Genomic DNA, 20,928 nt, shown 5'->3' with positions numbered 1-20,928 from the left:
AAGGGTAATGTCGCCACCCTCCGCTGCGTTCATGACGCGGAGGGCAGCTTCCAGGATCTCGGAGCGCTGACTGGTTCACATATAGCTAACTTTACCATTTGGTAGGTGAAGCCTTCAACTGCGGGCGCTGGTAGGGGCACCTGGGGTACACCTAGGTGTAGCTAGCGCGTGATGTCAATGACTACGCGCGTCGGATTCTGTGCCGTCACCACGCTGAACGGGGCGCGGGAGTTCAAACCGATGACCACCTGGGTGCGGCCACCGGACGTATCGGCGTTGACAACTTCCGCAACGGGGCTGGACTTCCCGGCACCGTCGACGCGTTCGGGGGCGGAAGCGTCGGCGCCAACATCAGCGGGGAACACGGTGCCATCAATGGACACGTTGAGGAACGCCGTCCCCTTCACCTTCACCGGCTGCCCAGTGGAACCGTGAACGGGGGAGGAGACGTAGTCCGCGAACCACCCCGGCTCACCATCACCGCTCAAGGTGAGGGTGACGCGATCAAAATCGCTGTAGCTGTTCACCTCAATATCGGTCACCGCAAGACGCGCTGGTGCTGCCGGCCGGGTGGTCTTGGGTGAGGAGTTCACCGCGCCCAACGGCTCAAGGTCCTCCGGCTCCATGGAGCTGACGGCGCCGCCGGTGCCGGCGACGAGGTCGGCGCGGGGGGTGGCGGGGGCGTCGATAAGCGTGCATCCAGCGAGCACAAAAGCAGCCGTGCCGGAGACGGCGGCGTATGCGAGCCGGGATGCAATCATGCGAAATACCCTAATAACAACCGTGAGAACACAAAAATGAAAACAGCCCAATCCGCGGATTGAGACCAAAACGTTGCACACACTACAGCTCCCGCCGAAGATAGGTTACCCTTAGTGCCATGCCTGCCGATTCCTTCACTTTGTGCTCCGATGTTGAGGTGGAGCCGCTTCCAGGGACGGCAAAACAGGCCACGGTCTACGTGCTTTACGAAGAACCGGGCCCATGGAGCCACGATGTTCTGGACGGCGGCACGTTCGGCGAGGAGCTCACTGAGAAGCTCAAAGCGCACATAAAGAAGTACAACGCGGCGCTTCAACTCATTCGCCACCCAACGCGCGAGGGGCGCATGATTGAGTCGCACCACCTGTACCTGGTGTTCTCCGACATCGGGCTGACGGAGGTGCTGCATGTGGATGGGCCGGAGGCGATCTTGGACCTGGACTTGTCGGGCCCAGGCCTCAACGGTGGTCAGGCGCGCATCAACCCGCTGCTGCTCGTGTGCACGCACGCGAAGCGCGACCGGTGCTGCGCGGTGAAAGGCCGCCCGCTCGTGGCGGAACTGGAGCGCCGCTACCCGTTCAAGAACACGGGCGATGTGGTGTGGGAGACCTCCCACGTCAAGGGTCACCGTTTCGCGCCGGCGCTGTTGCTGTTGCCGTGGGGCTACAGCTTCGGCCGCATGAACCTGGAGGCGACGGAGGCCATGCTTGCTGCGGCGATGCGCGCGCAGTACTTCGTGCCGGGTAACCGTGGCAGCGGCTTGATGTCACCGCCCGCGCAGGCCGCGGAGGTTGCGGTTGCCGCGCACCTGCAACGCCAAGGCGAGGACGTTTCTTACGGGCAGTTCTCCGTCGAATCGGAGGAGGTCGGCGAGGATCATGCGCGCATCGTGCTTATCGACGGCACCCGCGCCCACACCGTCACCCTCTCCACCCATGCCGCCGCCGGGGTGATCTCCTCGTGCGGCGATGAGCCGAAGCAGGGCCGCTACTGGCGGGTGGATTCGCTGGACTGCGTGGAGGGCGCTGCGAGGTAGCTCAGCAGCGTCTCGCCCACGGAGTCCACAACGTGGTTGGTGGCGGACTGCACGTCGGCGGGGGAATAGGGGAAGCTGTGGGAGACGTCGGCGATGGCGTGCATGGGCAGGTCATTCCATGAGTCGCCGAAGGTGTACAGCTCCACGTCGGCGCGGTCGTGACCGAGGTGTGCCAAGACGTCGATGATTCCGGCGGCTTTGTCCCGCCCCGGCGCCATGACGTCGACGAAGTTGGCGTTACGGGCGTAGTTGACCTCGGGGTGAGCCTCGGCCCACGCGATGATTTCCGTGGTGTTGGCCGGGGTTGTGGCAGCGGTGTGGGGCAGCCAGAACACCAGCAGGGCGAAGTCGTGGTCGGGGATGTCAGCGGCGCTCATGGTGGTGAAGCCGGCGATGAGGTCACGCCCGTCCTCCACGGAGAGGTCGGCGGTGGTATCGGCGAAGATCGCATCGTTGTCACCCCACGTCGTGCCGCACACCGCCAGACCCGGGGTGGTGCCAAAGCGTGCGACCGCCTCGCTGAGCACATGGTTGGGCACCGGGTGGGAGTACAGCAGCTGATCATCCGCGGTGGTGGCGGCGCTGCCGTTGGATAGGACGTGGAAGTCAAAGAGCCCCTCAGCACCAGCGAGCCCGCGACGGAGTTTGCTGCGGGATCTACCGGTGGCACAAATGGCAACGTGCCCGGCTTCACGCCAGGCACGTAGTGCGGAAATGTCGGCGGCGGAGATGCCGCCGTCGGGGTGGTGGAGGGTCCCGTCGAAGTCAAAAACTGCAACCTTCATGGGGCCCAACCTACCTAGCACCCCGGCTAGCGGCGCATCACCTTCGCCGAGAGCCAGTTGCCCAGAAGCTGGGCCAGCTGCACGATGATCACGATGGTGATCACAGCCACCCACGTCACCGCAGGCTGGTACGCGCGGTAGCCGTAGACGATGGCGAAGTCACCCAGGCCGCCGCCGCCGATGTAGCCGGCCATGGCGGACATGTCGATCACCGCGATGAAGATGAAGGTGTAGCCCAGAATCAGCGGGCCGAGGGCCTCCGGGATGATCACGGTGCGGATGATGCGCCACGGGCCGGCACCCATCGCGCGGGCCGCTTCGATGACGCCTGGGTCAATGGCCACGAGGTTCTGTTCCACGATGCGCGCCACGGTAAACGTCGCGGTCACGCACATGACAAATGTCGCGGCTTCACGGCCAATCGTCGTGTCCACCACCGCGAGGGTGACGGAGTAGAGCATCGCGATCATGATGATGAACGGGATGGGCCGGAAGAAGTTCACCAGGATGTTCAGCACCCAGTAGATCGGCCGGCTCTGCAGCACACCGCCCGCGCGGGTGGTGTAGAGAAACAGGCCCAGGAGCATGCCGAAGAACCCGCCGACAAGCATGGTGATGGTCACCATGAACAGCGTGTCTAGCAGCGCCTGCCAGTAGGTGGGGCCGAGGCGGTCCCAGTCAACGCCGGCTGCAAGAAGTGTTTCGATCATTTAGGCCACATCTCCTTGCGTGCCGGTGATTTCATGGATGTGCGTGGTGGATTGCATCGTGCGGTAGAACTCGTCGATAGCAGAATCCTCGCCGGTGAGGCGGACGGTCATCTTGCCGAAAGAATGATCTTGCAGCGTGGTCACGGAACCATGCACAACGTCGAGCCCCACGCCTTCTTCCTGCAGTTTCGCGGCCGCCGAGAAGAAGCCGGAGTTCGCGGTGAGGTCCACGGTGAACAGGCGGCCCTCTCCCGCGTGGAGCAGCTCGCGCTCTTCGCTTTTCGACGGAGTATTCCTCAGCGACGTCGCCACAAACCTTTTGGACACATCCGTCTGTGGGTTGGAGAAGACCTCGTAGACGGAGCCATGCTCCACAACCTTGCCATTTTCCATCACAGCGACCTTGTCGGCGATGGCCCGGATGACATCCATCTCGTGGGTGATCACCACGATGGTGATGCCGGTCTGTTCGTTGACCTTCTTCAGCAGGTCAAGGACTTCTTGGGTGGTTTCGGGGTCGAGGGCGGAGGTGGCTTCGTCGGCAAGCAAAAGCGAAGGGCTTGTGGCGAGCGCACGAGCGATGCCCACCCTTTGCTTCTGGCCGCCGGAAAGCTGCTCCGGATAGTTCGAGCCGCGGTCGGACAGGCCAACGAAGTCGAGCAGTTCCGCCACGCGGGCTTTGCGTTCAGCCTTGCTCATCTCGGTCATCTTGAGCGGGTACTCAATATTGCCCGCCGCATTGAGCGAGCTGAACAGGTTGAACTGTTGGAAAATCATGCCGATGGAACGGCGCGCGGTACGCATCTGCTTCGCGGGCATACCCACGATGTCCGTTCCATCCAGCAAAATCTGCCCCGATGTCGGGGTGTCCAGCCCGTTGATCATGCGGACCAGGGTGGACTTGCCGGCACCCGAGTAACCGATCACGCCCAGGATCTCCCCCGGCTCAACCGTCAGGCTGACGCTGTCAAGCGCGACAACATCCGTGCCCTTCTTCGAGCGGAAGACCTTGTTTACGTCCCGGAATTCGATCCGGGTGCCAGTACGAGACATAGAGGTTTACTTCTCGTTCTTTGCGTCTTCGACGAGACGGTCGAGGATCTTGTTCAGGTCCTCCTTGGACTTGTTCACCTGGACGGCGGTGCCATTGGAGTCCTCATTCAGAGCCTCGGTAACCTCAGGGGTCTGCCAGAGCTCAACGAGCTTGTCGTAGGTCGGGTTATCAATGTCCTCTGCGCGAACAGCGAAGATGTTGATGTACGGCTCAGCCAGCTCAGAGTTCGGGTCGTCGGAAGCGACAGCAGTGGATGCGTCGATACCAGCGCGGGAGAGCCAGTTGTTGTTGATGATCGCCGGGTCGCCCTGGTTGTAGGCAGTCGGCGTCTGGGAAGCATCAACCGGGGTGACCTCAACCTTGGAAGCATCCTTGTCAATGTCAGCCGGGGTCGGGTTCAGCGGGTCAGTGCCCTCCTTCACCGTGACCAGGCCAGCCTGGACGAGCACGTTGATCGCGCGGCCCTGGTTGGACGGGTCGTTCGGGATAGCAACCTTCTCGCCCTCGATGCCGTCGAGGGAATCGTGGTCCTTCCAGAACAGGCCCAGGGTGTTGATCTCAGCGGAACCGATGATGCGCAGGTCCTTGCCAGAAGAAGCCTTGTACTGAGCCAGGTACAGGATGTGCTGGAACTTGTTCAGGTCAAGCTGACCCTCAGCCAGTGCTGGGTTCACCGGGGTGTACTCGGTGAAAGGAACCAGCTCCAGGTCGATGCCAGCTTCCTTGGCCTTGTCAAGGAATACAGACCAAGCCTTCTGGTCAGAGTCGGTCGTACCGATGCGCACGACCTGGTTCTCGCCGTCCTTCGGAGCAGCGTTGTCAGTGGAGTCAGAGGAGCATGCAACGAGGCCAGTAGCTGCCAGAATGGAAGCCGCGGCGGTTGCGATAACACGGTTGAGGCGCATGTCGCGTCCTGCACTTTCTTAGTAGGGGTTGAAGTGTCTGGGAAAATCTATCACCGTGTGTACCGCTTAGTCTAGTTCCGATCCCGTTTGGAGTTTCTTAGCGAATATAATCAAACGTCCGTTCGGTTCACCGCATCGAATATGTGTACGATAGTTGCGTGCGATTCAATGGTGGCAGAGCATTGTCCTGGGCGCAGCTGGAACGCATCCTCTCCGGCCGCCCCGGGGCCGCCGTTGTGCCGGTTGACCGGCTAGAACGGTCGGTCAAGCGTCCTCCGGCCGGCCCGCGTGGCACCGCGGCGATTCCCTTCGCAGAACTCCACGCCGTGTCCACCTACAGTTTCCTCAGCGATACCGGAGGTGCTAGCGAACCTGAGGAGTTGGTAGCCCGCGCCCACGAACTCGGCTTGAGTGCCCTTGGTCTGCTGGACCGTGATGGTTTCTATGGCGTCGTGAAATTCGCCGAAGCCGCCGCGGAGGTAGGGCTGCCTACGGTATTTGGGGCAGAGCTCGGCCTGACTCACGCGCCACTGCCGATGCTTGCTCGCGGCGCGGAGGGATACCGGCGCCTATCGCACCTCATGGCGGGGGCGCACATGGCCTCGGGGGAGAAGGGCGTGGTGCACTATCCATCGCTCCCGACGATTGCCAAAGAACTCGCCGGGACCTGCATCGTGTTGGCGGGCTGGCGGTGGGCAGACCGACTCGATGAACTCGTGGAATGCTTCGGTACCACCAACGTGGTCAAGGAGTACGAGGCGACGATGCTGCCCGAAGACGCGGACCACCACGCCATCCTGCGCGCTGCCGGCCCGCCCGGTCTGCGGGAAATTCTCACCGCCGCCCCGGGGGCAGCCACGCGGGATGGGGCGAGGGTGGCGGGGGCGAAGAGGGCGTTGGGGCGTCGAGAAGCAATCGGCGCAGCATACGCGGACCTGCATCCGATGGGTGCGCCGTGGTTGCGCTCGGGCGAGCAACTCGCGGCGATGGTGCCTGACGGCGCTGCCATGATCGCGGAGACCGTGAAACTCGCAGAAGAATGCGCCTTCACCCTCGACCTGGTGGCGCCTGAACTGCCGCAATGCCCCACGCCCGAGGGACACGATGAGATGAGCTGGCTGACCCACCTCGTGGCCGAACGCGGCCGTGAACGCTACGCCACGCGGTCTGCTGACCTGCAAGAACAAGCTCTCGCGCAGATTGAGCGCGAACTGCGCGTCATCGAGCAACTTGGTTTTCCTGGTTACTTCCTCATTGTCAATGACCTGGTGGATTTCTGCCGCGAGTCCAACATCTTGTGTCAGGGGCGCGGCTCGGCGGCGAATTCGGCGGTGTGCTTTGCGCTTGGCATCACCAACGTGGAACCGATCGGCGCGCAGCTGCTGTTTGAGCGTTTCCTCTCACCAGACCGCGACGGCCCGCCGGATATTGACATTGATATTGAGTCCGGCCGCCGCGAAGAAGTTATCCAGTACGTCTACCGCACCTACGGCCGGGACAATGCTGCGCAGGTGGCCAACGTGATCACGTACCGCACGAAGGGCGCGGTGCGTGACGCCGCCCGTGCGCTCGGCTACCCGCAGGGCGCGGCGGATGCGTGGTCGAAGGGCCTGGCCTCGCCCCCACCGCGTGTTAAGTCCTTGGCTGCGCAACTCAAAGGGCAACCACGCCACCTGGGCATTCACTCCGGTGGCATGGTGATCTGCGACCGCCCCATCGCCGACGTTGTCCCCGTGGAGTGGGCACGCATGGAAGGCCGCTCGGTCGTGCAGTGGGACAAGGACGATTGTGCCGCCGCCGGCCTAGTCAAGTTCGATCTGCTGGGCCTGGGCATGCTCGAAGCGCTGCACCACATGATTGACCTCGTGCGCGAAACCACCGGCCGCGAGGTGCGCCTATGGGAGCTTTCGCTTGACGACGCCGCCGTGTACTCAATGCTCTCCCGCGCCGACGCCGTCGGCGTTTTCCAAGTGGAATCCCGCGCTCAGATGAACACCCTGCCGCGGCTGAAACCGCGCTGCTTCTTTGACTTGGTGGTGGAAGTGGCCCTGATCAGGCCTGGTCCAATCCAGGGCGGATCCGTCCACCCGTATCTGCGGCGCCGCGACGGCCGGGAACCGGTCACGTACGACCATCCGGTGCTGGAGCGTTCCCTGGGTAAAACCCTGGGGATCCCGCTGTTCCAGGAGCAGCTCATGCAAATTGCTGTCGACGCTGCCGGTTTCAGCGGGGCAGAGGCAGACTCGTTGCGTCGCGCCATGGGGTCGAAGCGTTCGCCGGCGAAGATGGCTTCTCTCAAGGCGCGATTTTTCTCGGGCTGTTGGGAAACCAACTCGATTGAGCAGGACGTGGCGGAGAGCCTCTGGCAGAAGATCGTCGCCTTCGCTGCTTACGGTTTCCCGGAATCCCACTCCCAGTCTTTTGCCTCCTTGGTGTACTTTTCGGCCTGGTTCAAGCACTACTACCCGGCGGAATTCTGCGTGGGGCTGTTGCGGGCGCAGCCGATGGGTTTCTACTCGCCACAGTCCCTCATCCAAGACGCGCGCCGCCATGGGATTGTGGTCCTGCCCGTGGACGTCAACGAGTCTGGTGTGGAGGCCCGCTGCATCGACTCCGGCACCATCCGCGTGGGGTTGAACCTGATCAAAGGTCTTGGCGGGAAGGCGGCCTCGCGCATCGAGGTTGCGCAAACGGTTCGGCCCTTCGCCGATATTCCGGATCTATCCCGCCGCGCGGACCTCACCGTGGAGCACGTCGAAGCCCTCGCGCGGGCGGGTGCATTGGGATGTTTTGGGGTGGACCGCCGCCAAGCCCTCTGGCAATCCGGCATCGCCGCTACCGAACGCGAGGGCATGCTGCCTGGACTTTCGGCTATTGAGGCGCCTGCCCTCCCCGGCATGAACGCCTTCGAACTCATGGCTGCCGACATTGTGGCCACCGGTGTCACGCCCGGCCTCATGCCCGTTGAGATGGTCCGCGCGCACTTGGATGCTTTGAGTGTTGTTCCCGCCAGTGGCCTCAAGCGGGTCCCCGACGGCACCCGCATCCGCATCGCCGGTGTGATCACCCACCGCCAGCGCCCTTCCACCGCCGCCGGTGTCACCTTCCTGGGTATGGAGGACGAGACCGGGCTTATGAACGTGGTCATTCCCACTGGTTTGTGGAAGCGACAAAAAGTCCTTGCCCGCACCGCGAAAGCCCTTATTGTGCGTGGCATCGTCGAAAATGCCTCCGGTGCCGCCAGTGTTCTTGCGGACAAACTCGAACCCCTCAACATGGGCGACTGGCTCTCCCGCGGATCCCGCGATTTCCGATAGGCCGGTCGGATCGGTGAAGGATTTGCACGCGCAACCCAACCCGAGAATGCATAAGTGCTGGTAGGTGCGTTTTGGGCTTCTGGTAGACCGTGCGAGGTGTTGAAGTCCTTCACCCTCCAGTCGCTGCTGGGTGTTGCGATTACGCGGAAGCTAACTTTTGGGACACCAGCGCGTTTAGGGAAATCCCTTCATTTTCAGCTTCCTGCACGAGCCGGCGGTGAAGCGACGGGGAAATCCGAACATTGAAACGCCCCGAGAATTCGCGCATGCCGAGTGGCTGCGGGATAGGCTCGCCACTTTTCAGGAGGTCGGCCAAGACTTCTTCGACAAGAGAGAGGATGCCCTTTTCGGCCTCGTCTCGGGAGTCTTCCAGCCATGACAACGACGGGAACTCCCGGACAGTGGCGACGAACTGTTCGTCTTCTTGTGACCAGCCAACCTGGTAGGTGTATTTGTCAGCATTCATGTGCATTCTCCTCAAATCGGTCGATAGCACTTAAATAAAACTTGTCGGACTTGATAGGGCTTGGCGGTACCGCCTTTATTCTGGATATTGACCCGTGGATCGCCCGGCCACGGGGTCTTATAGATAAGGTGTGATCCTCCCCGGTTTCGTGCCTCGCCGAAGTAGTGATCGCATACCTTCTTCAACTCGGCGAACCGTATGTTCGCTGGGGTCGAGCGCATCTTGGCTAAGAGTTGTTCAATGCTTGATCCCATAGAGGCATGGTACCAAAAGTGATACTATCATTTCCCGTTTCAGGAACCTAAGTCACACTGCCATCTTGGATTCAAGCTTGAATCTAAGGGCACCTTGGTTTTTTATGCTCCCGTGGCCCCATGAGCAGCTCGTCGAAACTAGCTGGATACCACCCTGCTTCCTGACTTGGATAGTCTAAGCAGCAATGACTAGCAACAATATCCCGAAGGCAGCATCGTCCCAGGACATTCCGGCGGTGCCCAGCCCGCCGTCCGTGCCACAACCGCCGGCGCCACCAGCGCCTCCAGCGCCTTCTGCTGCGCCAGCTTCGCCGGCGCCTCCGGCGCCACCAGCTGCGCCGACCCCTCCTGCTCCGCCGACGGCTGTTGCACCGCCCGCGCCGCCGACCCCTCCGGCGCCACCAGTGGCCGCCGTGCCCGTGCCTCCTGTAGCTTCTGCAGTGCCTGCGGCACCGAAACCGCCGGGTGGTGTGGCGACCCCGGTGCCAGCGACCCCGACGCCAGTAACCCCGACGCCAGCGCCGGCTCCGCAGCCCGTGCAGGAAGCCACGAAGCAGACAGCAGAGAAGCCAGCCCAAGAACCAGCTCGGAGCGCAGCGCTGAAGCGCTTGCTCCTTTGGGTTTTGGTTGGGGTTGTGGTGTTGGGGGTGGGGGTGTGGGCGTCGAGAAGCTTTTTGGGCTCTGACACTGGACAGTCTTTCCTTGAGGCTTACCCGGGCCCCGCGCCGATGCCGGAGAGCGCGCCGGTGGGGATTCCGGTGTGGTTGAATTGGGCGCACTTTTTCAACATGTTCCTGATGGTGCTGATTATTCGGACGGGTCTGCAGGTGCGTGGCCAGCGGAAACCCGAGGCGTACTGGCGGCCCAAGAAGGGTGGGAAAAAGATCAGCCTGGTGCTCTGGTTCCACCTGGTGCTGGACGTGCTGTGGGTGCTGAACGGCGTCATTTTCACAATCCTGCTGTTCGCGACGGACCAATGGATGCGCATCGTGCCCACGAGCTGGGATGTGTTCCCGAATGCGGTGTCGGCGGGCCTGCAGTACCTGAGTTTGGATTGGCCGACGGAGAACGGCTGGGTGTACTACAACGCGCTGCAGCAGCTGGCGTACTTTGTCACGGTGTTTGTTGCGGCGCCGCTGGCGATCGCGTCGGGTGCGCGCATGAGCATGTGGTGGCGCAACGAGTGGAAGACGGCGAACAAGCTGTTCCCGGCGCCGGTTGCGCGCGCGGTGCACTTCCCGGTGCTGGTGTATTTCCTGGTGTTCGTGGTGGTGCATGTGGGCTTGGTGCTCACCACGGGTGTGCTGCGCAACTTGAACACGATGTACGCGGCGCGCGGTTCTGTGGACCCGAATGAATATGCGAGCGACTGGACGGGCCTGATCATGTTCCTCGTGTCACTGGTTGTCGTCGCGGCCGCGGTTGTGGTGGCGCGCCCGCAGTTCTTGGCGTCGGTGGCGCGGCTGACGGGCGAGGTGTCCACGCGGTAGGGTACGTACCCATGAACAGCGCCGATTCTGCCCGCGCCGGGCGTCATGCACGGACCGATGCGCCGGCGCTACGCCTGCCCACGACGGCGGCAGAGATGAATCCGGTGTCGCGGAAGCTCATCCTTGCGCGGTATGCCTCCCAAACCGTATGGGCGCTGGTGCTGGCGGCGTGCTTCATCGTGCCCCAGCTTCTCTACGGCGGCTGGTGGTGGACCGGCGCTGCCACCGTCGGGGTGTGGTACGTGTTCCAGCTCATAATGATTCCACTGCGGGTGCGCAACACGGCGTGGTGGGAAACCGAGGATGAGCTGCTGATCACCAAAGGTAAGCTCCGCCAGACATTCACGCTGGTGCCGTATGGCCGCATCCAGTTCGTGGATGTCACCAGCGGCCCATTCACGAGGCTCCTGGGGCTGAAGGATGTGAGCCTTCATACCGCGTCGGCTACGTCGGACGCGCGCATCCCGGGTCTGCCTGCCGCGGAGGCAGACGCGCTGCGTGAGCGCCTGGCCATCAACGCGCGCGAACGGATGAGTGGCCTGTGACCGAGGACTTCCGCCGGGTTCACCGTCTCACCCCGCTGTTGCGCGTGTGGGCGACGGTGGTGGCGTTGGCCACGATCGTGGTGTTCAACTTTGCCACCTTCGTGGCCAACGCGCTGCGGGACCAGCAGGTCACAGCTCTGCTGATCGCGCAGATCGCAGGTGGGGTGCTGGGGGTGCTCGCGCTGGTCTTCGCGGTGTCGCAGATCTGGTGGGCGCGCACGGGTTTCCGCCTGGGGGAGGATGAGCTGGAGCTGCGCCGCGGCGTCATTTCCACGCAGGTGCGGTCCGCGCGCTATGACCGTATCCAGGCGGTTGATGTTGTCGAGCCGTTCGCGCCACGCCTCTTTGGTCTCGCCGAGGTGCGCGTTGAGGCGGCCGGCGGCTCGAATTCCGCGATCGAGATCGGCTACCTCACCCGCAGTGAAGCCGAAGCCATCCGCGCGGAGATCCTGCACAAGATCGCCCCGCCCGAAAAGCCGCAGGGCGGATACCTCGTCCCACCCATTCCTGTTGCGCGTTCGCTCGTGGGTGCAGCCCTTCGCTTATCGACGCTCTTCGCCCTCTCCTGGTCCCTCCTCCCCACCGTCACCGACTTTTCAGTGACCGTGATTGTGCCGGTGCTCGTGGGTTTCATCCCGCAGATCTGGCGGCAGATTGACCAGTCCTGGCGCTACAATGCCACTTTGGACGGGGACGTGTTGCACCTGTCGTATGGGTTGGCCAACCGCCGCACCCAAGCGGTGCCGCTGGACCGGATTCACGCGATTGGGTTGTCGCAGCCGGTGCTGTGGCGTCTGTTCGGATGGTGGACAGTCACCGTGAATATTGCTGGCTATGGCCGTGAGTCCAACAAAGCCTCGGGTACATCGCGCTTGCTGCCGGTGGGGTCCTATGAGCAAGCCCTTGAGCTCATTGAGGCCATCAGCCCGCTGCCACGCGAACTGATTGTCAGCCCGGACTGGGACCTGAAGTCCCCGCGCCGGGCACGTGTGGCCTCACCGATTGATGCGTCGCGCCAAGCCCTTGCCCTCACCCCGATCGGGGATTTCGGGGACACCACCTATGCCACCACCAGCCACGGCCTGTTGAGCCGGCGGGTGGAATTCGTGGAAGTACCCCACATCCAAGAGGTTACGCTGCGCATTGGCCCAGTTCAACGCGCTCTTAAGGTGGCGAGCGTCCGTTTCGATTTGGTGCCCGGCCCAGTCAGGATGACGGCGCGTGACCTAGAGCTCGACGAGGCCTGGGAGCTCGTCGAAGCCCTGAGCGCCCGTGAGTTACCGCCGGTTACACCCCGCCAGGGAACCCCAACTGACGCCACGCCTCATATGTAGCCACCGCCGCAGAGTTGGACAGATTCATCGACCGGCGCCCCGGCAGCATGGGGATGCGCAGCTGATCAGTCACGCGTTCGTGGTGGGAATGCTCATGTGGCAGGCCAGTAGGTTCAGTGCCAAACAGCAGCGCATCTCCCGGCTGGTACGCAACCTCCGCGAAGCTGCGCGTAGCGGAGGTGGTGAAGGCGTAGATGTTGCCGTCGAGAAGCGAAAAGCATGCGTCGAGGTCATCGTGGACCTCAACGTGCGCAAGATCGTGATAATCGAGCCCTGAACGGCGCAAATGCTTGTCATCGAGCGAGAACCCAAGAGGGCGCACAAGGTGCAGCGTGGCACCCGTGCCTGCGCACATGCGGATGGCGTTGCCGGTGTTCGGTGGGATGACGGGGTTGTCGAAGATCACGTGAAGCACACATCAAAGTCTAAGATGGTGGCCGTGACTGCGATCAAATTGGATGGAAAGCTCTACCGCGAGGAGATTTTCGCGGATCTTGAGGCCCGCGTGGCTCGCTTGAAGGAGCGGGGAATCACGCCGGGACTGGCCACGGTGCTGGTCGGCGAGGACCCGGCGAGCCAGAACTACGTGCGCATGAAGCACCAGGACTGTGAGCAGCTGGGCATCGCGTCGATCATGAAGGAACTTCCTGGCGACTGCACGCAGGAAGAGCTCGACGCCGTGATCGAGGAGCTGAACAATGATCCGGCTGTGACCGGCTACATCGTGCAGCTGCCCCTGCCGAAGCACCTGGATGAGAACCGCGTGCTGGGCCTCATCGACCCGGACAAGGACGCCGATGGCCTGCACCCGGTCAACCTGGGTCGCCTCGTGCTCAACGAGCCAGCGCCACTGCCGTGCACCCCGAATGGTTCGCTGGCTCTGCTGGAGCGTTTCGGCGTGAACTTGGACGGTGCGATCGTGTGCGTCATCGGCCGCGGCGTGACCGTCGGCCGCCCGATTGGCCTCATGCTGACCAAGCGTGACGTTAACGCCACCGCCGTGCTCTGCCACACCGGTACCAAGGACCTCACCGCTGAGACTCGGCGCGCCGACGTGATCATCGCCGCCGCCGGCAAGCCCCACATGATCACCGCCGACATGGTCAAAGAAGGCGCCGCGGTGCTCGATGTTGGCGTTTCGCGTGTCGACGGCAAAACCACCGGCGACGTCCACCCCGACGTCTGGGAGAAGGCCGGTTGGGTCTCCCCGAACCCGGGTGGCGTTGGCCCCATGACCCGCACCTTCTTGGTGCGCAACATCGTGGAGCGTGCCGAGCACCTTGCCGACGCACAGTAACCAACCGTCCAGGCCGGGTTCTGCGCTGCCGCCGAGCCTGGACAACCCACACGACATCTACAACCCACCATCAAAGCTGCCTCTGCGCCTGCAGCAGGTGATGGTGGGGCTGTTCGCGCTCGGGTTTGTAGTGGCCACCCTGTTTTCCGTGACGGAACACTGGCGCCGCGCCACCTTCACCCTTGGCATGGCCATGCTGTGGCTGACCGCCTGCCGCCTCACGTGCGATTCACAGGTGATGGGTTTGCTCGCGGTGCGCTCGAGGCGTTTCGACGCGATTTTCACCGGAGTTACGGGCACCGCCCTCGTGTGGCTGGCGGTGTCGGTGGACGCCCTGGGTAGCTAGCTGCCCCTGCTCAGTGCGGTAGTCTTGAGTCATGTTCGGCTGGAATAAGAAAAAGAAAAAGAAGAAAAAGGGCCACTTTTCCATGCGGGGAGCCATGGCGCTCGAATTGTCGAAAAATTACGACGAGCACATGGACCGGGCGATTGAGCCCGGGGAAATGGAACTCAACCATGTGGAGACAGGGGCGCTTCCGATTGAAGGTGGCCTGGCAGTCTCGCTCATGATGCCGTTTGGCGAGTCCGAAAAGGCACCGATGGATGCGCCTCCGCAAGTGATCACGCCGCAGGCGGGCCCCGATCAGCAGGCGGCATACGAGCATTTCAAGATGCTTCTCGCCCAGGGGTGGGGGATCAATACCCCGGATGACCTGCTCGACGTGGTCTCATCTTTGTTGGGCGACCCAGGCGATGCGGAGTATGAGGTTCTACGTCCTTATATGCAACAGCTCGCCGATCTTCCTTTCGAGCAGCGAGACGATTCGGTCCCGCAGATCATTGAGGCAGCGGTGGCTGACCTCCGGGACACCGAGATCCCAGAAGACTTCTTGCGGGAGCGGCTTGAAGTCTGCCTCGACCTCTACACTCAGGAGCACAACGAGAAGCTGATCCCGCAGAAGCTTCCGAGCACCCTTGTGGGGTGGGATATTGGGCGCGCTGCCCGCTTAGCCCGAATCGGGTGCATCATCGGAATGATCGATCTGGACCAGTACCTGCACATTTCCTCTGCTGCGCTTGCCCTCACCCGGGAGTATTCGGAGAGTTGGCGCGACCATGTGGACCAGTACCTACTCGGGCGCGCGAAATGGCAGGAGATTCTCGATGAAGAAACCCTGGACTACCGCGACATGATGTGGGTGCGGTTGAACCACCCCGATTCAGTGTGGTTCAAATACCCGCTGCACGGCGACTACAGGACAGAGCCGAACGCCTAGACCCACGCATTCGTACTGGTGGTGGGCTAGATCTCGTAGTTGCCGCGCTGCTTGGCTAGGTCAGTGGCCGAGGGGGTCTGGTCGGCCAGCGCGATGAAGTTGCGCAGGATGTGGCCCATCTGGCGGGTCTCCACAAGGAAGGCATCGTGGCCGACAGGGGAGACGATCTTGTTCATGGCCAGCAGGTTGCCAATATTGCGTGACAAGTGTTCCTGCTGGTGGAACGGATACAAGATGTCCGTGTCCACGCCAACAACCATGGTGGGCACGTTGATCTGGGCCAGTGCGCGGTTGAGTCCGCCGCGACCACGGCCGATGTCGTGGCGGGAGAGGGATTCGGTGATGGTGACGTAGGAGCCGGCGTCGAAACGCTTGACGAGCTGCTCGCCTTGATGGTCGAGGTAGCTTTGCACCGCGAAGCGCTGTTGTTCGTCACGGTGAGTGCCCAGGGGGTTTTCGCCGGGTTGGGGCATGGTGCCGAAGCGCTCGTCGATTTCCTGCTCGCCACGGTAGGTGAGGTGGGCGATGCGGCGCGCAGCAGCCAGGCCTGCATCGGGGGAGGCGCCGGTGCCGTAGTAGTCACCACCCTGCCAGTCCGGGTCGCGCACGATGGAAGAAATCTGGGCGGTTTGAATACCGATCTGCCAGGCAGATGCGCGGGCGGACATTGCGATGACACACGAGTAGTTTGCCCAGTCCGGATACATGAGCGTCCACTCGAGGGCGCGCGCACCGCCCATGGAGCCACCGATGACGGCGTGCATGCTGTTGATGCCCAACGCTTCCAAGAAGATTGCTTCGGCGCGTACCTGGTCGCGGATGGAAATGGCGGGGAAGCGAGAGCCCCACGCGCCGCCATCGGGGTGCGGGCTCGAAGGGCCCGTGGAGCCAGAGCAGCCGCCGAGGACGTTGGTGCACAGGACGCAGAAGCGGTCGGTGTCCAGCGGCGCACCAGGCCCGATGAGATCGCCCCACCAGTCGGCCACGTTCGAGTCACCCGTCAAAGCGTGCTCGACGACGATGAGGTTGTTGCGGCCGTGGGGGTCGCCACTGAACGCACCCCAACGCTGGTAGGCGATCTCCACATCGTGGATGAGCGCGCCGGCTTCCGTGGTGAGGTCGCCGATGCGTTGGGTGGCTAGTTCACCTTCGGGTGGGAGGGTGATCATGAGATAGCAGCAAAGCCACGCTCGAGGTCAGCGATGATGTCGGCGACATCCTCGATACCCACGGACAGGCGGATCGTGCCCTGAGTGATGCCGGCGCGCTTCAGACCTTCCTCGTTCGACTGGGAGTGCGTTGTGGACGCCGGGTGGACGACGAGGGAGCGGACGTCGCCGATGTTGGCGAGGTTGGAGTGGAGATTGAGGGCGTCGATAAAAGCCCATGCCTGTTCACGTGCAACCGTGGGATCGGAGGCGGCGAGGTCGAAGGAAAGGACCGAGCCGGTGTACTTCAGGCCGAGCTTCTCCTTCGTGCCGTAGTGCGGGGAGGACGGCAGACCAGCGAAGTTGACGTGCGCGACCTCGTCCTTGGCTGCGAGGTACTCGGCCACCTTCAGCGCATTCTCATTGTGCTTATCGACGCGCAACCCCAACGTATCAATCCCCTGCAGCGTCACCCACGCGTTGAACGGGGAGATCGCGGCACCGGTGTCACGCAGGATGCCGGCGCGGGCCTTCACGGCGAAGGCTGCGGGGCCAAGGTCGGCGTAGACGAGACCGTGGTAGGCCGGATCCGGGTTAACGAAGTAGGGGAAGACGGGTTCGCCGTCGCGGGTGGCGGTCCAGTCGAAGGAGCCGCCGTCGATAAGCGCGCCGCCGAGAGCTGCGCCATTGCCGCTGTAGAACTTCGTGGTGGACACGATGACGATGTCCGCGCCGAGCTCCAACGGCCTGACCAGCGCGGCGGTGGCCATGGTGTTATCCACGATGAGCGGCACCTTGTTGCGGTGGGCGACCTTCGCGACGGCCGGGATGTCCAGGATGTCCGCGATCGGGTTGCCGAAGGTTTCGCCGTAGAACGCCTTCGTGTTCGGCTTCACGGCTGCCTGCCAGCTCTCCGGATCATCCGGGTTGTCCACGAAGCCAACCTCAATGCCCAGGCGGGGGAGCGTGACCTCAAAGAGCGTCTCCGTGCCGCCGTAGAGGCGCGGGGAGGTGACAATGTGGTCGCCGGCGCTCGCCAGGTTCGTAATAGCCGCGACCTCAGCCGCCATGCCGGAGGCGAAAGCGACGGCTGCCACGCCGCCCTCCAGCGACGCGAGACGGTTCTCCAGCGCCTCCTGCGTCGGGTTCGTAATACGGGTGTAAATCGGGCCCGGATTAGTCAGGGCGAAACGGTCATGAGCGTTCTGGGTGTCCTCGAAGACGTAGGACGTGGTCATGTAGATCGGCTGGTTACGGGCGCCGGTATCGGAGTCGACGTTCTGGCCCGCGTGGATGGCGCGGGTGTCAAAGGACCAATCATTAGCGGCAGTGTTGTTGTACTGAGACATGCCCATAAAAGTAGGAGTCGCCCGCGGGGGCGCGCAAGCGGTAATGGGGTGCTCGGTCCGTTCAAATGTGAAATAAGCGGACCAAGCTGTCTATTTAGATGCTGGGCCAGTGTCGAATGGGTGAATTTAAATTGCGCGGTGAGGGTAGAAACCGGTCAGCATACGGCATTAATGGAGGCTATTATCGGAGAAAATCTGTTCACCACGAAGGAGGGCCGATGTCCGCCTCGATTCAATTGATCTCACACGAAGGGGCCCACTTCCAAGCGCCTTTCGGCGATGGCACTGTCCGTTTTGGCGATAGTGCCGAGCAGGTGCGTTCGGTACTCGGGCAGCCTGAGGGCGGTTCGACTGACACCACGCTTTACTTCAACGCCGCGCGCATTCAGGTGCATCTTGGCCGGGGCGGGGTGGAGTTCATGGAATGTGCCACCAACCCGAAGAAGGACGGCGTTGACGTTGAGTGGGAAGGGCATACCTTGTCGCGCATGAACGCTATCGAATGCGCGGAGGTGCTCATGGCATCCAATGATGGTGCACGGATCAATGAAGAGGAGGCTCCGTCGAGCTATGTCTTTGAGAAGTTAGGTCTCACTGTGTGGCAACCGTATGCCCTTCAGGACGCAATGCGAGACATGAGGGAAGCGGAGGCCGCTGGGACTGAGGATGAGTTGGAGTACTTCCAGGAAGAAGTCGACATGGCTAAGTTCTTTGATTCGGTGGGGATCGGATCGCAGGAGTACATGAAGGGTTATTTTTCCTAGTCCGGGGGAAGCAGCAAAAGGGTGTGCCCGCCCGGCCAAACTGCCGAGCGGGCACACCCTAATCGCTTAACTCACGTAAACGGAGCTAGTTGTCCTCAGTCCGGTCGATGATCCGGTTGAAGGTCTCCGACGGACGCATGACCTTGGTGGTCTTCTCGTCGTCCGGCCAGTAGTAGCCGCCGAGATCAGCAGGGGAGCCTTGGACGGCGAGGAGTTCCTCGTTGATCTTGGCCTCGTTGTCGGCGAGGTCCTTAGCAATCGCGGTAAAGCCTGCTGCGAGCTCTGCATCCTCGTCCTGCTTAGCCAGCTCATCGGCCCAGTAGGCGGCGATGTAGTAGTGGGAGCCACGGTCATCGATCTCGCCGGCCTTGCGGGACGGGGAGCGACCCTCATCCAGGTAGCGCTCGATGGCGCGGTCCAGGGTACGGCCCAGCACACCAGCGCGTGCATTCTCGTGCTTGTCTTCCTCGTGGAAGAAGGACTCGGTCAGCGCGAGGTACTCGCCCAGGGAATCCCAGCGCAGGTGGTTTTCTTCCTGGACCTGCTGGACGTGCTTCGGTGCGGAACCGCCAGCACCCGTCTCAAACAGACCACCACCAGCCATGAGCGGGACGACGGACAGCATCTTCGCGGAGGTGCCCAGCTCAAGGATGGGGAAGAGGTCGGTGTTGTAGTCACGCAGCACGTTACCGGTGACGGAGATGGTGTCCTCGCCACGGCGAATGCGGTCGACGGTGATCTTGGTGGCCTCTTCCGGCGACGCAAACGAAATGTCGGTGCCGTCAATGTCCAGGTTGGCCAGCTGTGCTTCGGCCAACTTCTGGATGTTGGCGTCGTGCCCACGCTGTGGATCGAGCCAGAACACAGCCTTCATACCCGACTTGTGTGCACGGTCAACAGCGAGCTTGACCCAGTCCTCGATGGCGTCGCCGCGGGTGTGGCAGGAGCGCCAGATGTCGCCGGCTTCAACCTCGTGGGACAGCAGGACGTCGCCGGTGGAGGAGATGACTTGCATCGTGCCGTCGAAAGGCATCTTGAAGGTCTTGTTGTGGGAGCCGTACTCCTCAGCTTTGCGGGCCATGAGGCCAACGTTGGGGGAGGTGCCCATGGTGGTGGGGTCGTAGGCGCCGTTCTCGCGGCAGTCGTCGATGACCACCTGGTACACGCCGGCGTAGGAGGAATCTGGGATGACAGCCAGGGTGTCCTGCGGCTTGTCATCGGCGTTCCACATCTGGCCGGAGTTACGGATCATGGCGGGCATGGAAGCATCCACGATGACGTCAGACGGCACGTGGAGGTTGGTGATGCCCTTGTGGGAGTTCACCTGCGCCAGGTCCGGGCCATCAGCCATGGCCTTGTCAAAGGCAGCGCGGATCTCTTCGCCGTTGTCCAACTCGGACAGGCCGGAGTAGATCGCGCCCAGGCCGGACTCGCCGTCGAGGCCAGCAGCCATGAGCTGTGCACCGTACTGGTCGTACACGTCCTTGAAGAAGGCGCGGACAACGTGGCCGAACATGATCGGGTCGGAGACCTTCATCATGGTGGCCTTGAGGTGGATGGAGTAGAGGATGCCCTCGTCCTTAGCGCGCTTGACGGTGTCCAGCAGGAAGGCATCGAGTGCACGCGCAGACATGAAGGTTGCGTCCACAACGTCGCCCTTATCCACCTTCATGTCATCGCGGAAGACCTTCTCCTGGCCATCAGTGCCGGTGAGCTTCAGGGTCAACGTGTCATCGTGGTCGAGGATGACGGACTTCTCGTTGTGGCGGAAGTCATTGGCATCCATCGTGGCCACGTTCGTTTTGGAATCCTTGGACCATGCGCCCATGGAGTGCGGGTTCTTGCGGGCGAAGTTCTTCACGGAGCGAGGTGCGCGGCGGTCAGAGTTGCCCTGGCGCAGGACCGGGTTGACGGCGGAGCCCTTCACCGCGTCGTAGCGGTTGAGGATGTCACGCTCCTCATCCGTCTGCGGGTTCACCGGGTAGTCCGGAATGGCAAAACCAGCGTCCTGCAGCTCCTTGATGGCGTTCTTCAGCTGCACCAGGGAAGCGGAGATGTTCGGCAGCTTCACGATGTTGGCTTCCGGCGTCTTAGACAGATCACCCAACAGTGCCAAGTAGTCCGGGACACGCTGGTCTTCCTCCAGGTAGTCCGGGAACTGCGCGAGGATGCGGCCGGCTAGGGAAATGTCGTACGTGTCTACGTCTACGCCTGCGTTTGACGCGAAAGCCTCCACGATGGGCTTCAGTGAGTACGTTGCCAGCAGTGGTGCCTCGTCCGTCTTTGTCCAAATGATCTTGGCCATGGGTCACCTCTACAAAATTCTGGGTTATCTTCTTTTTGTTTTCGACCCACAAGCGTACCTCTTTGCCTGTCAGCGTGCCCACCGTGCCCTCGGGGCTGGGCAATCGCCCGCGCCAATGTGGCACAGGTAG

Annotated in this window: 20 protein-coding genes; 9 read left to right on the top strand and 11 right to left on the bottom strand. The window is 62.4% G+C overall.

Annotation, left to right across the window (positions count from 1 at the left end; translation table 11 throughout):
* Positions 1–161: 161 nt before the first annotated feature.
* Entirely contained in the window at positions 162–761 is a 600-nt protein-coding gene (locus QP968_RS09915) for an AMIN-like domain-containing (lipo)protein (RefSeq protein WP_284856245.1), read from the bottom strand.
* A gap of 119 nt (positions 762–880) precedes the next feature.
* On the opposite strand from QP968_RS09915, the gene QP968_RS09910 reads away from it, so the two are divergent.
* Positions 881–1,798 carry a sucrase ferredoxin gene (locus QP968_RS09910; protein WP_284856244.1) on the top strand — a complete coding sequence of 306 codons (918 nt, stop codon included), beginning with the start codon at positions 881–883 and terminating at the stop codon, positions 1,796–1,798.
* On the opposite strand, the gene QP968_RS09905 is transcribed toward QP968_RS09910, so the two are convergent.
* The 4 genes from QP968_RS09905 to QP968_RS09890 are packed head-to-tail and all read right to left on the bottom strand — an operon-like array spanning position 1,750 to position 5,252.
* Positions 1,750–2,583 (bottom strand): HAD family hydrolase, encoded by an 834-nt coding sequence (locus QP968_RS09905; RefSeq protein WP_284856243.1) that lies wholly within the window; start codon positions 2,581–2,583, stop codon positions 1,750–1,752. The genes QP968_RS09910 and QP968_RS09905 overlap by 49 nt on opposite strands.
* Positions 2,584–2,609: 26 nt before the next feature.
* Entirely contained in the window at positions 2,610–3,293 is a 684-nt protein-coding gene (locus QP968_RS09900; protein WP_284856242.1) for a methionine ABC transporter permease, read from the bottom strand.
* Positions 3,294–4,346: a methionine ABC transporter ATP-binding protein gene (locus QP968_RS09895; protein WP_284856241.1), complete on the bottom strand. Its 1,053-nt coding sequence runs from the start codon at positions 4,344–4,346 to the stop codon at positions 3,294–3,296.
* A gap of 6 nt (positions 4,347–4,352) precedes the next feature.
* Positions 4,353–5,252: a MetQ/NlpA family ABC transporter substrate-binding protein gene (locus tag QP968_RS09890; RefSeq protein WP_284856240.1), complete on the bottom strand. Its 900-nt coding sequence runs from the start codon at positions 5,250–5,252 to the stop codon at positions 4,353–4,355.
* A 143-nt stretch (positions 5,253–5,395) separates the two neighbouring features.
* On the opposite strand from QP968_RS09890, the gene QP968_RS09885 reads away from it, so the two are divergent.
* Complete coding sequence (locus tag QP968_RS09885; protein WP_502870937.1) at positions 5,396–8,569, top strand: error-prone DNA polymerase; 3,174 nt, start codon at positions 5,396–5,398, stop codon at positions 8,567–8,569.
* 139 nt (positions 8,570–8,708) lie between these two features.
* On the opposite strand, the gene QP968_RS09880 is transcribed toward QP968_RS09885, so the two are convergent.
* Positions 8,709–9,035, bottom strand: coding sequence for a type II toxin-antitoxin system HicB family antitoxin (locus QP968_RS09880; protein WP_284856238.1), 327 nt, complete (start codon positions 9,033–9,035; stop codon positions 8,709–8,711).
* Positions 9,036–9,464: 429 nt separating this feature from the next.
* The gene (locus tag QP968_RS09870) at positions 9,465–9,977 is read right to left on the bottom strand and encodes a hypothetical protein (protein ID WP_284856237.1); all 513 of its coding nucleotides are present in this window, start codon (positions 9,975–9,977) and stop codon (positions 9,465–9,467) included.
* On the opposite strand from QP968_RS09870, the gene QP968_RS09865 reads away from it, so the two are divergent.
* The 3 genes from QP968_RS09865 (at position 9,964) to QP968_RS09855 (ending at position 12,658) form a co-directional block, all read left to right on the top strand.
* Entirely contained in the window at positions 9,964–10,779 is an 816-nt protein-coding gene (locus QP968_RS09865) for a cytochrome b/b6 domain-containing protein (protein ID WP_284856236.1), read from the top strand. The two genes, QP968_RS09870 and QP968_RS09865, sit on opposite strands and share 14 nt — an antisense overlap.
* A 95-nt stretch (positions 10,780–10,874) precedes the next feature.
* Positions 10,875–11,324 (top strand): PH domain-containing protein, encoded by a 450-nt coding sequence (locus tag QP968_RS09860; RefSeq protein WP_284856248.1) that lies wholly within the window; start codon positions 10,875–10,877, stop codon positions 11,322–11,324.
* The gene (locus tag QP968_RS09855) at positions 11,321–12,658 is read left to right on the top strand and encodes a PH domain-containing protein (RefSeq protein ID WP_284856235.1); all 1,338 of its coding nucleotides are present in this window, start codon (positions 11,321–11,323) and stop codon (positions 12,656–12,658) included. The genes QP968_RS09860 and QP968_RS09855 overlap by 4 nt, the downstream gene beginning before the upstream one ends.
* On the opposite strand, the gene QP968_RS09850 is transcribed toward QP968_RS09855, so the two are convergent.
* Positions 12,612–13,013: a tRNA (cytidine(34)-2'-O)-methyltransferase gene (locus QP968_RS09850; RefSeq protein ID WP_284856247.1), complete on the bottom strand. Its 402-nt coding sequence runs from the start codon at positions 13,011–13,013 to the stop codon at positions 12,612–12,614. The two genes, QP968_RS09855 and QP968_RS09850, sit on opposite strands and share 47 nt — an antisense overlap.
* Before the next feature lie 84 nt (positions 13,014–13,097).
* Here QP968_RS09850 and QP968_RS09845 point away from each other — a divergent pair, with 84 nt between their 5' ends.
* Genes QP968_RS09845 through QP968_RS09835 form a run of 3 tightly spaced genes read left to right on the top strand, consistent with a single transcriptional unit; the run spans position 13,098 to position 15,232 of the window.
* The gene (locus QP968_RS09845; RefSeq protein ID WP_284856234.1) at positions 13,098–13,955 is read left to right on the top strand and encodes a bifunctional methylenetetrahydrofolate dehydrogenase/methenyltetrahydrofolate cyclohydrolase; all 858 of its coding nucleotides are present in this window, start codon (positions 13,098–13,100) and stop codon (positions 13,953–13,955) included.
* Positions 13,939–14,301 carry a DUF3017 domain-containing protein gene (locus QP968_RS09840; protein ID WP_284856233.1) on the top strand — a complete coding sequence of 121 codons (363 nt, stop codon included), beginning with the start codon at positions 13,939–13,941 and terminating at the stop codon, positions 14,299–14,301. The genes QP968_RS09845 and QP968_RS09840 overlap by 17 nt, the downstream gene beginning before the upstream one ends.
* A 31-nt stretch (positions 14,302–14,332) precedes the next feature.
* Positions 14,333–15,232, top strand: coding sequence for a DUF1266 domain-containing protein (locus QP968_RS09835; protein ID WP_284856232.1), 900 nt, complete (start codon positions 14,333–14,335; stop codon positions 15,230–15,232).
* A gap of 26 nt (positions 15,233–15,258) precedes the next feature.
* Here QP968_RS09835 and metX read toward each other — a convergent pair whose 3' ends face one another.
* Both metX and QP968_RS09825 read right to left on the bottom strand, forming a co-directional pair.
* A complete protein-coding gene (metX, locus tag QP968_RS09830; protein ID WP_284856231.1) occupies positions 15,259–16,401 on the bottom strand; it encodes a homoserine O-acetyltransferase MetX in 1,143 nt (380 codons plus the stop codon).
* Positions 16,398–17,729, bottom strand: a complete 1,332-nt coding sequence (locus QP968_RS09825) for an O-acetylhomoserine/O-acetylserine sulfhydrylase (RefSeq protein ID WP_284856230.1) — start codon at positions 17,727–17,729, stop codon at positions 16,398–16,400. The genes metX and QP968_RS09825 overlap by 4 nt, the downstream gene beginning before the upstream one ends.
* A 218-nt stretch (positions 17,730–17,947) precedes the next feature.
* Between QP968_RS09825 and QP968_RS09820 the strand changes: the two genes are divergently transcribed.
* Positions 17,948–18,493, top strand: coding sequence for a hypothetical protein (locus QP968_RS09820; protein WP_284856228.1), 546 nt, complete (start codon positions 17,948–17,950; stop codon positions 18,491–18,493).
* An 85-nt stretch (positions 18,494–18,578) separates the two neighbouring features.
* Here QP968_RS09820 and QP968_RS09815 read toward each other — a convergent pair whose 3' ends face one another.
* Complete coding sequence (locus QP968_RS09815) at positions 18,579–20,798, bottom strand: NADP-dependent isocitrate dehydrogenase (protein ID WP_284856227.1); 2,220 nt, start codon at positions 20,796–20,798, stop codon at positions 18,579–18,581.
* Positions 20,799–20,928: the final 130 nt, after the last annotated feature.

Source organism: Corynebacterium sp. MSK041 (assembly GCF_030232265.1).
Lineage (GTDB): Bacteria > Actinomycetota > Actinomycetes > Mycobacteriales > Mycobacteriaceae > Corynebacterium.
Note: the sequence above shows the minus strand (reverse complement) of the source record. Positions and strands in the feature narration are given on the sequence as shown.